General features: G+C 42.7%; 10 protein-coding genes. 4 read left to right on the top strand and 6 right to left on the bottom strand.

Annotated features, from left to right (window positions below; translation table 11 throughout):
* The 6 genes from HMPREF9184_RS00445 to HMPREF9184_RS00470 form a co-directional block, all read right to left on the bottom strand.
* Positions 1-5213, bottom strand: a 5213-nt coding sequence (locus HMPREF9184_RS00445; RefSeq protein WP_009444053.1) for an alpha-L-fucosidase, incomplete at its 3' end; no start/stop codon positions are given.
* 341 nt (positions 5214-5554) lie between these two features.
* A complete protein-coding gene (locus tag HMPREF9184_RS00450) occupies positions 5555-6031 on the bottom strand; it encodes a glutathione peroxidase (RefSeq protein ID WP_000205053.1) in 477 nt (158 codons plus the stop codon).
* Positions 6028-6606 (bottom strand): DUF3278 domain-containing protein, encoded by a 579-nt coding sequence (locus tag HMPREF9184_RS00455; protein WP_000711221.1) that lies wholly within the window; start codon positions 6604-6606, stop codon positions 6028-6030. Before HMPREF9184_RS00455 ends, HMPREF9184_RS00450 begins: the two co-directional genes overlap by 4 nt.
* A gap of 20 nt (positions 6607-6626) precedes the next feature.
* Positions 6627-6959: a hypothetical protein gene (locus tag HMPREF9184_RS09830; protein WP_000838903.1), complete on the bottom strand. Its 333-nt coding sequence runs from the start codon at positions 6957-6959 to the stop codon at positions 6627-6629.
* Positions 6960-6969: 10 nt separating this feature from the next.
* The gene (locus HMPREF9184_RS09330) at positions 6970-7512 is read right to left on the bottom strand and encodes a DUF3278 domain-containing protein (protein ID WP_000712331.1); all 543 of its coding nucleotides are present in this window, start codon (positions 7510-7512) and stop codon (positions 6970-6972) included.
* Positions 7513-7527: 15 nt separating this feature from the next.
* Positions 7528-7722 (bottom strand): helix-turn-helix transcriptional regulator, encoded by a 195-nt coding sequence (locus HMPREF9184_RS00470; protein WP_001082471.1) that lies wholly within the window; start codon positions 7720-7722, stop codon positions 7528-7530.
* Between the two features lie 164 nt (positions 7723-7886).
* Between HMPREF9184_RS00470 and rsmH the strand changes: the two genes are divergently transcribed.
* Genes rsmH through mraY form a run of 4 tightly spaced genes read left to right on the top strand, consistent with a single transcriptional unit; the run spans position 7887 to position 12406 of the window.
* Entirely contained in the window at positions 7887-8837 is a 951-nt protein-coding gene (rsmH, locus tag HMPREF9184_RS00475) for a 16S rRNA (cytosine(1402)-N(4))-methyltransferase RsmH (protein ID WP_000159420.1), read from the top strand.
* A gap of 10 nt (positions 8838-8847) precedes the next feature.
* Complete coding sequence (gene ftsL, locus HMPREF9184_RS00480) at positions 8848-9165, top strand: cell division protein FtsL (RefSeq protein ID WP_000840795.1); 318 nt, start codon at positions 8848-8850, stop codon at positions 9163-9165.
* Between the two features lie 3 nt (positions 9166-9168).
* The gene (pbp2x, locus tag HMPREF9184_RS00485) at positions 9169-11424 is read left to right on the top strand and encodes a penicillin-binding protein PBP2X (protein WP_000816044.1); all 2256 of its coding nucleotides are present in this window, start codon (positions 9169-9171) and stop codon (positions 11422-11424) included.
* A gap of 1 nt (position 11425) precedes the next feature.
* Positions 11426-12406, top strand: a complete 981-nt coding sequence (mraY, locus tag HMPREF9184_RS00490) for a phospho-N-acetylmuramoyl-pentapeptide-transferase (RefSeq protein ID WP_000625782.1) — start codon at positions 11426-11428, stop codon at positions 12404-12406.
* The last annotated feature ends 44 nt before the right edge of the window (positions 12407-12450 follow it).

Genomic DNA, 12450 nt, shown 5'->3' on the forward strand with positions numbered 1-12450 from the left:
TCAGCCGGTTTCTCAGTCTCAGCCGGTTTCTCAGGTTCAGCTGATTTCTCAGGTTCAGCCGGTTTCTCAGGCTCAGCTGGCTTCTCAGGTTCAGCTGGTTTCTCAGGTTCAGCTGGTTTCTCAGATTCAGCCGGTTTCTCAGTCTCAGCCGGTTTCTCCGGTTCAGCCGGTTTCTCAGACTCAGTCGGTTTTTCCGGTTGAGCTGGAGTTTCTGGTTGAGCCGGTTTTTCAGGCTCAGCTGGTTTCTCAGGCTTAGCTGCTTCAAGCTTGCTAATTTGTTCAAGAGCCGATTCTAGCGCTTTATTAACTTCTTCTTGAGTCTTGGCCTCTTGAATTGCAGCAATGGCTTGGTCAGCAATTGCTAACAATTGCTTCTTAGCTTCATTGTTGGATCCAAGTTCAGCGACTTTTTTCTCGATGGCTTCTGTCAAGCTAGCCATGGCCTTATTGTATTCGATTTCCGGCTGTTTCGGTTCAGTAGGTTGGTCTGGACTAGGTTCTTCGCCAGGTTTTTGGTAGTTTTCGTCCTTGCTTAGGATATCTTGCAAAGTACTTACTGTCAACATAACATCCTGAGCATCTACAGTTTCAGCGCTGAGTTGGTTTCTCAATTTGTCTAGGTTTGCTTGGAAAGCTTGGCGTGCAGTAGGTGTATTTTTCAATCCTGTTGGGTCAAAGTTAGCCAAATCGTCCTTCCATTTAGTGATGGATTGGAGAAGCTCTTCTTTGCTGTAGAGTTCGCTTCCTTCACCACGAGTGATGAATTGGTCCACCTGAATGCCGATATTTCGAGACAAATCGTTTCGATCAGGATCGAGTTGAAGGGTGACTGCGTGCAAGTTTTCATCAAGACCTTTTAGGCTAACCAGAGTTTGATTGCCTTGGCGTTGGGCAGCGTGACCGCTAAAGTATTTCTTGCCATCAATAGTCGAAGCATTTCCCATGCCATCTTGGTAAGGAACTTCTTTACCATCTAAGAAGACCTTGTAGATACCGTGACCTGGGTCTACAAATCCCTTGATGTCAAGTCCAGTACCATAGAAGTAAGCTGTTACAGTTGTCTTTTTCTTTTGCTCGTCAGTTAAGCGCCCAAAGGAAGCCCAAGACTCCGTCTTTTGGTACTTGTCTGCGGAATTGGTTTCGTGGTTCCAGCCAGGACTGTAATCCAACTGACTAGCTTGGTCATCATAGCTTGTTTGATCCTTGATCAGCAATTCAGCCTTCATCACCTGAATCGTTGCATCGGCAGCAAAACCGAGCAAGGCACCATCAGAAACAGAAGTGAGCTTGGCTTTAAAGTCAAAGACAGAGTCAGCTTGTTCTGTAAAGTCAATCGTTGGGATGGTAACAGTCTTTTCTGTTTCTCCATCTTCAAAAGTCACATCTTGAGTTGTATCTTGGTAAACTTTACCATGAACCCCAGTTCCAGGTTCCGTGATGAAGCGAACAGTAGCAGCTCCCTTGCTTCCACCAACACGTTTAATTTTAATAGTGACTGGTTTTCCTTTTTCGACTTCGTAGTTAGTAGACTCGAGTTCAAACATTCCCTTGCTATCATTGTTTAGAGTGTAGATCCCTTCTGTAGCAATTGGTTCACCTGTTTTGTTCACGAGGGTAATAGTGTGTTGGCCAGGTGCTAAATCGCCTGTTTCAAAGACTTTTTGACTACGTTTACGGCTAGCATTCTTAGTTTGCACATCCGCAACCTTTTGTCCATCAACATAGACAGACATTTCTCCATGACCTGGGTCGACTGTAGAGACTACATAGGCCTTGGTTCCTGTGAAGGTATAGCTTACTTTGGCATCTTTTTGATTAGTCCACATAGAAGTGCCACGAACACCTTCAGATTCATGGTACCAAGTTGTACCGGCTGTATCCGCTGTTGTGTTTGAGTGGTATTCAAGTCCAAGAGGGTAGCCGTCTGTCTTTTCGATACTACTTGGCGTTTTGTAGACAGAGAAGTTGGTCAAGATTGGTGTAGCTTGTGCTCCTGTGATGGTCACACGAATTTTTTGTGCCTCTACAGGTTTGCCTTGAATCAAGCGACGGTAACCAACAGTTGAACCTTCTCCGTAAGTCACCCAGCGTCCGTTGATTTCAACTTCAATCTTGAAACCAGAGATACGTTGACCTTTGGCGATGTCTTCCTTGAGTTCGACAACGTCAAAACGTCTCTTTTGCCCTAAATCGACTGTGAAACTACCAGTTGTAGCATCATTTGAGAGCGCCCAGCTCGTATCATCTTTACCGTCAGTCAGGTGACTTTCTTTGTAGAGGTGGTTCTGACGAGTAGAACTTGCTGTTACAGTGGCACCTTTGGCAAAGTCAGTCGCATACATTTGGTCTAGAGTTGCCTTGAACTCCTTCAAGCGAGCCACATCCGCATCTGCAAATTTCCCTTCTTTATTTGGTGGAATATTGAGAAGGAGTGGGGTTCCACGACCAACAGACTTGAAGTAGATATCCATCAACTCTTTGAGTGATTTCGGCTGTTGATTGTCATGGTAGAACCAGCCAGAACGGATCGAAACGTCGGCTTCCCCTACAGAGTACATATCACCATCTGGGTCACCGTGGTTGAGGTATTCGTTTTTCACATCGTCTGTGATATTGGCCTTTTTGACTTTATGCCAGACAGGGTCACCTGCGATACCACGTTCATTTCCGATCCAGCGAACGCTTGTCGGTTGAGCAGAGAAGATGGCGATATCTCCTTCAGCTTCTTTGATGTATTTGAACCATTCATCAAAGGTGTAGGTTACTTTTTGGGCACCGCTACCACGCGCACCGTCCATCCAAACTTCGATGAATTTGCCTTTATTTCCGTATTTCGGATTTCCAAGGATTTCTTTCAGTTGGTTGAGATAGTATTGGTTGTATTCCTTTTCGGTTGCGACATGGTATTTAGGATGATTGGCATCCCATGGTGACAAGTAAACACCCATATTCATGTCGTACTTGCTGGCAGACTTGGAAACTTCTTCGAGAAGGTCACCCTTTCCATCTTTCCATGGGCTAGCAGCTACGGTATGATTCGTATACTTAGAAGGATAAGCAACGAAACCGTCGTGGTGTTTAACAACCATAATGGTTCGTTTGAAGCCGGTTTCCTTCAGGGTGCGAATCCATTGGTCTGTATCCAAGTTGGTTGGATTGAAGTATCGAGGGTCCTCTTTTCCATTTCCCCATTCAGAATTGGTGTAAGTGTTCATTCCGTAGTGGATGAAGGCTGCCAATTCTTCCTTGTGGTAATCAAGTTGGGCCTTGCTTGGAAGAGGTCCATGGTTGCCAATCTCAGTTTCTTTATCTTCTGGATGAGCGACTGGAGGAGTTGGCGTTGTTGGATTGGCTGTATCAGCGATTGGTTCGTATTCAAAGACGACTTCATTCACACCTTTATGCTGGATGGTTGCTTCCAAACTATCCTTGACTGGACGGTATCCAGCAATGTCTTTTGCATGGAAGGTGTTGACAAAGGAAACGTCGTACTCTTGACCGTCATTGTTATCAACTGTCGCCTCAGCTAGTTCAGAAGTTGTTCCTTTTTGACGGTAGTAAACTTTGAAAGAGCCTTTGTTGACTTTATAGACTACCTTGATGACACGGGTTCCAGGAGCTGTCTTGCTAACGACATTGTGGTTCCACTCGTCTTTTAGTTGCTTCTGAATCTCAACTCCATCAATGGAAACAATCTGGTATTTTTCTAGATTTTGCTTGTAGAATTCGGTTGGAGTGATTGCTTTCTTGAAATCATAGTCAAAGCCAGTTCCCACTTCTGTTTTGTCTAAGAAAGTATCGTTTTCTTTGACTGGATTTCCTGCTTCGTCCACGTGTTGGATAAGGACGCGTCCGTAATCAATTCCTTTGACTAGAGTAGCGACACCGCTCTCATCAAAGGAGTACTGATTTTCTCCGATGACAGCTGTCTTATTTCTAAGCATTTCACCTTCGGGTGTAAAGTAGTAACGTTTGCCATTATCACCTTGATACCAGCCCTTGACACCATATTTGTCAATGATATCTTTAACCCATTTGAGTTGTTCAGGAGAGAGGACAAGTCCACCACCAAAGCGGTCTTTCTCAGGGACACCGTTGTCAACAGTTCCGTGTTGGTGTACGCCGATGACTTTTCCATCACCATTGATAATTCCACCACCAGATAAACCGGACACAGAAGTTGTTTGGTAAGTGATGCCAGTAGCTCCCTTGTCATCATAAGGATCAACAGATTTTACCTTGCCGTCAGCTTTATAGAGTTGGCCAGCTACGATAGGTTGCTTGAGTTCTTTTGAGCTTGAGTCAGTTGGATAGCCAATCGTGCTGACAGGGTCCCCTGCTTTGTAAGTCTTATGCTCAGCGAGTGGCACAAAGGTTGCTGCTTTATTTGGACTTGCAATTTGTACAGGGACAGGCGCTACAACTGCTGCTAAGTCATTTTGATATCCCTTGCTAAACTCTTCTTTATTCCAGAAGTGGATATCTTTTTCTTGGAAGAGTGTTGTATTTCCTGAATTTGGTTGAGAATTTTTAACGGGAGCGTTGGATCCTAGATTGTAATAGAAGCGCGCAGAATCTCCGCCACGAACATGGCCTTCTTTGTCTAAAAAGTTGTGGGCAACTGTCAAGAAGACGTTAGGAGCTACGAAAATACCAGAACCAGAAACGATGTATCGTTGAGCTCCACCATTATAAATGCTGTAGACCATAGTAGCAGCAGTTGCGGGTTGTCCCTCATATTGAATATGCTTGAGGTCTTGTCCACCGTTAATAATAGCACGATTTTCTTTTTGAGCGTTCTCTTCTTCCTTTGATTTCAAAATACTTTTTGATTCAACTTGAGGACTTTCAGCCTTTTCTACGGTAGCTGAAGTTTTGAGAGGTTTGACGTCGGTGTCAGGATATGCTTGATCGTGAATTTCTTCAGGGAGCAGATCAGCCTTACTTGTATCAGCAGGAGCTTCTTCTTTTTCTAATTGCTGTGCTGCTGGCTGGTTGAGGTTTTCTTTCTTCTCGGCTTCAACTTTGTTTTCTTCTAGATTGGAAACCTGCTCAATTTTACTCTCAAGGTTTGATTTCCCATCGGGAAGATTTTCATCAGCTAGAGCAGTTCCTGAAGCAAAAAATGCTAGTCCGACCATGACCGAGGCAACTCCAACGGTCAGTTTCCGAATGCTAAAAGTTTGCCCTTTTTCAAAGAGGTATCGATTCATAATATACTCCTAGTTTTTATCAAGGCAGTCAGCTACTGCCAGAGCCCAAGTCTGACTTGGTTGCAACTTTATTTTAAGATAAATAAACTCTCTAATAATTTATAAGCCACCTTACCTCTCGTTTATAAAGCGCTTTCATTTTAAGATAAAAAATTTAAAAAGCCATTTTCTCCCTTAAAACAGCTGAAATGATTAATATAACAAATATACTAAATTATTTTAAAAAATGCAAGAGTAAAAACTAAAAAAATAAACAGAAATTAAAGAAAATAGATTACTTTTTAAAGAAAAATCCGACCTTTCATTTGGTTTTAGAAATGAAGGGTCGGAGTGAAAAGAGGTTAGAGCAGATTTTCAATAGATTCTTGGAGGGTCTGGGGGTCTGTTTTGGATGAGAAGCGCTCAAGGACTTGCCCATCTCGACCAATGAGAAATTTAGCGAAATTCCATTCAATTCGTTTTCCTAGAGGGCCAGATTTTTGGTCTTTCAACCATACATAGAGAGGATCTGCTTCCTTGCCATTGACCTTGATTTTGGCAAAACGTGGAAAAGTAGTTTGATAATGTAGACTACAGAAGGCGTTGATTTCCTCTGCGCTACCCGGAGCTTGCCCCATAAACTGATTGCAAGGGAAATCTAAGATTTCAAAGCCCTGATTTTGATAGCGATCATAGAGTTCTTGGAGTCCTTGATACTGGGGCGTTAAACCACAGCCCGTAGCGGTGTTGACGATTAAGAGAACCTTGCCACGATAGGCATCCAGAGGGATTGCTTGCTTGTCTTGGTTCAAAACGGAAAAATCATATACACTTGTCATTTTTCTATATTTTCCTTATACGTTACTGATTCAGAGTGTTTCACCACGTGTTCCGATAAAAAGGCGTAGGTCATGGTTCCAAAGATTGCTCCAGTCCCAAGGCTACATACTAGCAAAGGCAGCAATCTTTCAATTTGGGAGAGATTTTCCCAAAAGGTGTTGAGGGGAAGACGTTGAACAAAGAGTTTATGAAAGATTAGTAAGAGGAAGAGACCAAGCTGAATGCTGAGGAATACACCCCAACTACGAACTTTGATTTGACTTTTGCTGTAGCTCTTGTGATGAATCTCGGACTGGTCGTCCTTGTCCAAATGTAAGTCTCGAACTGCTAGTCTCACCCTAGATGAGAGGATGAAGATAAGAGCAAAATAGAGGTAGGGCATAGCATCTCGAACCAATTCTATGAAGCGTCCAAATAGAAGATAAAACAAGAAGAGTAGGAGGGAAGAGTAAACGATTTGAATCAAGGCTCGGGCACAAGCTCTGTAGATTATCTCTTGGCGGCATTCATCAAGGGGGCCTTGTATGTGAAAGAATAGTTTGAGTAAACGAGTGGTGAAATCTTCTTTTTTCATGGGGGTGATCTCTTAAAACATTATTTTGTATTGGCTTCTCTAAAGAGTTGATAGAGAGTATAGCAGTAGATTAGACTAAAAATGATGCAAATGGTTAGAAATACGAGATATCTCCAATCCATAGAATTCGTTAAGAGTTGTGGTAAGCATACGAGAATAAGGCAGAGAGATGCGTTTAGAAGGCGTATTTTTTTGGATTTGATTTTCTGAAATCTCTGTCCCTTGTTCAAGACAGGAAGAGCTAACAGGAAGACCATCAGAAATGGACGTGTAATATGGCCATGAACTAAGAAAAAGGTTATAAAGATGCCGACTAAAATATGAGTTAGCAGTAAATTTTGTAATGATTTCATGAGGCACCTCCTAATCCTCATCCTGATCTTTCTTAGCTTTTGCAATGCGACGGGAGATGAGAATTTGTATAATCACTCCGAAGAAGAAAGACTGGAGAATACTTGAAAAGATATTTTTAAAAGCGAGAAGAGACTGAAAATAGTCCTGACTCTCACCTAGCAGTATATGGAGAAGAGGGGTTACAAAAAAACTCACCAATCCATAGACTATCCCCGCTTTAAGATCTAGGCAGTGTAATTGCTTACTTTCTTTCTCATTCAGCATATCTAGATCAATAGCTGTGATGCCTGTTTTTTTGGTTTGGGAGACCACATAGAGAGCAGAAATCATCGAAATGCCGAATACCACAAGAGGATATCCGAAAGCGACAATTTGCGGGTATTTATAAGCGAGGACGAAGGGGATGAGATTCCCAAATGTCATCAGATAAAAGAGAATGATAAAGATTTGATTGCCAATACGATCGGCCTCACGCCGTTTGTGTTCGTCAAGAGGGCCAGAAATTCCGTAAATGCGTTTGATGAGTTTTTCAGTAAAGGTTTCTTTTTTCATGAGTTCGCTCCTTTTTTAAAAATTATCCTCCCAAAAGAGACTATTGAGGTCAGTTTGGAGGCTGCGGGCGAGATTGAGACAGAGTTCCAGAGTTGGATTGTACTTGTCATTTTCAATCATGTTGATGGTTTGTCTCGAGACACCGATATCCTTGGCGAGCTCGAGCTGGGAAATGCCCAGTTCCTTGCGAAATTCTTTGACACGGTTCATATGGTCTCCTTTCTAGTATGTCGTATATATTTGACTATATTATATTCTTCTATGGAATAGATGTCAAGCATATTTGACATATTTCTTAAAGAAATCTTACTTGTTTTTGACCTATTTATCTGACAAGTGCAAGCTGGTCAGATTTGTGGTAAAATAGATAAGATATGACAAAAGAATTTCATCATGTAACGGTCTTGCTTCATGAAACGATTGATATGCTTGACGTAAAACCTGACGGTATCTACGTTGATGCGACCTTGGGCGGAGCAGGCCATAGCGAATATTTATTAAGTAAATTGAGCGAAAAAGGACATCTCTATGCCTTTGACCAGGACCAGAATGCCATTGACAATGCGCAAAAACGTTTGGCACCCTATATCGAAAAAGGGATGGTAACCTTTATCAAGGATAACTTCCGTCATTTGCAGACACGTTTGCAAGAGTCTGGTGTCCGAGAAATTGATGGAATTTGTTATGACTTGGGGGTGTCCAGTCCTCAGCTAGATCAGCGTGAACGTGGTTTTTCATATAAAAAAGATGCGCCACTGGATATGCGCATGAATCAGGAAGCTAGTCTGACGGCCTATGAGGTGGTCAATCATTATGACTATCATGACTTGGTTCGGATCTTTTTCAAGTATGGTGAGGATAAGTTTTCTAAACAGATTGCCCGCAAGATTGAGCAAGCGCGTGAGGTGAAACCAATCGAGACGACGACTGAGTTGGCAGAGATTATCAAGTCTGCCAAGCCTGCCAAGGAACTCAAGAAGAAGGGCCACCCTGCCAAGCAGATTTTTCAGGCTATCCGAATCGAAGTCAATGATGAGCTAGGAGCGGCAGATGAATCCATCCAGCAGGCCATGGACATGCTGGCTCTGGATGGTAGAATCTCAGTCATTACTTTCCATTCGTTGGAAGACCGCTTGACCAAGCAGTTGTTTAAAGAAGCTTCAACAGTGGAAGTTCCGAAAGGCTTGCCCTTCATTCCGGACGATCTTAAGCCTAAGATGGAATTGGTATCCCGTAAGCCAATCTTGCCAAGTGCCGAAGAGCTAGAAGCCAACAATCGTTCGCATTCAGCCAAGTTGCGCGTGGCTAGAAAAATTCACAAGTAAGAGGAAAAACATGGCAGAAAGAATCGAAAAAACAAGCCAGTTATTGCAAACGAAGTTTAAAGGCTTTTCACGTGTGGAAAAAGCCTTCTATGTTTCGATTGCTGCAACAATGATTATCCTGGCAATTAGCGTTGTGTTTATGCAAACCAAGCTATTACAAGTTCAGAATGAATTGACCAAGGTCAATGCTCAAATCGAAGAAAAGAAAACAGAGCTTGACGATGCCAAGCAAGAGGTCAATGAATTGATTCGTTCAGAACGTTTGAAAGAAATTGCAAACTCTAAGGATTTGCAGCTGAATAACGAAAATATCCGAGCAGCGGAGTAAGATATGAAACAGTGGAAAGAAAAAATCATCCGTTATGCCGTTCGTAATCGCAAATCTCCAGAAGAAAACCGTCGAAGAGTAGGGAAAAGCCTGAGTTTATTGGCTGTCATACTCTTCGCTGTCTTTTTGGTCAACTTTGCGGTCATTATCGGAACGGGTAAAAAATTTGGTAAGGACTTGGTTCAAGAAGCAAACAAGGTCCATCAAACAACCAAGACGATTCCTGCAAAACGGGGAACTATCTACGATCGTAATGGAACGCCTATTGCAGAAGATGCGACCTCCTACAATGTCTATGCAGTTATTGATAAAAAGTACAAATCAGCAACAGGCAAAATTCTCTATGTAGAGGATTCTCAATTTAATAAGGTAGCTGAAATTTTCCATAAATACCTAGATATGGAGGAGTCCTATGTCAAAGAACAGCTTTCTCAACCAGATCTGAAACAGGTATCCTTTGGTACCAAGGGAAATGGGATTACCTATGCCAATATGATGGCTATTAAAAATGACCTCAAAACAGCTGGGGTTGAGGGGATTGACTTTACAACCAGTCCTAATCGTAGTTATCCCAATGGACAGTTTGCGTCTTCCTTTATCGGTTTAGCGCAACTCCATGAAAATGAGGATGGAACCAAACGTTTGATTGGGACATCTGGTTTGGAGAGCTCTTTAAATAGCATTCTTGCAGGTACAGATGGGATTATCACATATGAGAAGGATCGTCTGGGAAATATTGTTCCGGGTACAGATCAGGCTTCCCAACAAACAGTAGACGGAAAGGATGTTTACACAACCCTTTCTAGTCCCTTGCAATCCTTTATGGAAACCCAGATGGATGCCTTCCAGGAAAAGGTAAAAGGCAAGTATATGACGGCTACCTTGGTCAGCGCTAAGACAGGGGAAATCCTTGCTACAACCCAACGGCCAACCTTCAATGCCGATACCAAGGATGGTATTACGAAAGACTTTGTCTGGCGAGATATTCTTTATCAAAGTAACTACGAGCCAGGGTCAACCATGAAGGTGATGATGTTGGCTTCAGCCATTGATAACAATACCTTCCCTGGTGGTGAATACTTTAACAGTAGTGAATTGAAAATAGCAGATGCGACCATTCGAGACTGGGACGTCAATGAAGGATTGACTAGTGGTGGCACCATGACCTTCTCTCAAGGATTTGCCCACTCAAGTAATATTGGGATGACCTTGCTTGAGCAAAAGATGGGAGATGCAACCTGGCTGGATTATCTTAACCGCTTTAAGTTTGGGGTGCCAACCCGTTTTGGTTTGACAGATGAGTACACAGGTCAATTACCTGCTGATAACATTGTCAATATTGCCATGAGCTCATTTGGACAAGGGATTTCTGTCACCCAGACCCAGATGCTTCGTGCCTTTACAGCCATTGCCAATGATGGGGTTATGTTGGAGCCGAAATTTATTAGCGCTCTCTATGATCCAAATGACCAGTCTGTCCGCAAGTCTCAAAAGGAAATCGTCGGAAATCCTGTGTCAAAAGCGGCAGCATCCTCTACTCGAGACCACATGGTCATGGTAGGTACGGATCCTGTTTATGGAACTATGTACAATCATAGTACAGGAAAAGCAACTGTCAATGTTCCAGGTCAGAATGTTGCCCTGAAATCAGGGACAGCGCAGATTGCAGATGAGAAAAATGGGGGTTATCTAACAGGTGAAACCAACTATATCTTTTCTGTTGTGTCGATGCATCCTGCAGAAAATCCTGACTTTATCCTCTATGTAACGGTACAACAACCAGAGCATTATTCAGGCGTTCAGCTGGGAGAGTTTGCCAATCCAATCCTTGAGCGAGCTTCTGCCATGAAAGAATCCCTCAATCTTCAGTCAACTGCCAAGAACTTGGATCAGATCAGTAAGACGACAAGCTATGCTATGCCTGCCACCAAGGACTTTACCCCAGGTGATTTAGCAGAAGAATTGCGCCGAAACCTTGTCCAACCAATTGTTATTGGAACAGGAACCAAGATCAAGGATCTTTCGGTTTCTGAAGGAGATAATTTGGAAGCCAATCAGCAGATCTTGATCCTGTCTGATAAGGTCGAAGAAATGCCAGATATGTATGGCTGGACAGATGAAAATGTGCAGACATTGGCCAAATGGCTGAATATAGAAGTCGAGTGGGAAGGTAGCGGTAAAACGGTCAAGAAACAAAGTGTCCGTGCCAATACTGCCCTCAAAGACATTAAAAAAATGAAAGTAACTTTAGGAGATTAAGATGATTAGTTCCATTAGTGCTGGAATATTAGCCTTTCTATTGACCTTGATTGGTATTCCAGCCTTTATCCGATTTTATCGAAAAGCACAGATTACGGGTCAGCAGATGCACGAGGATGTCAAGCAACACCAAGCTAAAGCTGGGACTCCAACCATGGGAGGTCTTGTCTTCCTTATCGTTGCAGTAGTTGTGAGCTTTCTGGTCGCTCTCTTTACCCAACAATTGACCAACAATGTAGGCATGATCTTGTTTATCTTGGTTTTGTATGGTTTGGTAGGTTTTTTGGATGATTTCCTCAAGGTCTTTCGTAAGATTAACGAAGGCTTGAATCCTAAGCAAAAACTTGCTCTCCAGCTCCTTGGAGGAGTGATTTTCTACCTCTTTTATGAGCGTGGTGGCGATATGCTTTCAGTTTTTGGCTATCCTCTTCATTTGGGTATTTTCTATATTTTCTTTGCCCTCTTCTGGCTAGTTGGCTTTTCAAATGCGGTGAATCTGACTGACGGGATTGACGGCTTAGCGAGTATTTCAGTGGTGATTAGCTTGTCGGCCTATGGTGTAATTGCTTATATGCAAAATCAACTGGATATTCTTCTTGTGATTCTTGCCATGATTGGTGGTTTACTAGGCTTCTTCGTCTTTAACCACAAACCTGCCAAGGTCTTCATGGGAGATGTGGGAAGTTTGGCTCTTGGTGGGATGCTAGCAGCTATTTCTATGGCGCTCCACCAAGAATGGACCCTTTTGGTGATTGGAATTATCTATGTCTTTGAGACAAGCTCTGTTATGATGCAGGTCACCTACTTCAAACTTAGTGGTGGGAAGCGTATTTTCCGTATGACACCTGTCCATCACCATTTTGAACTTGGAGGATTCTCAGGCAAGGGCAATCCTTGGAGCGAGTGGAAGGTTGACTTCTTCTTTTGGGGAGTTGGACTTCTAGCAAGTCTCTTAACCCTAGCCTTTTTATACCTGCTGTAAAAAATAAAACAGGATGAAGAACAACTTCATCCTGTTTTTGTTAT

It is taken from the genome of Streptococcus sp. oral taxon 058 str. F0407, from assembly GCF_000235485.1.
Lineage (GTDB): Bacteria > Bacillota > Bacilli > Lactobacillales > Streptococcaceae > Streptococcus.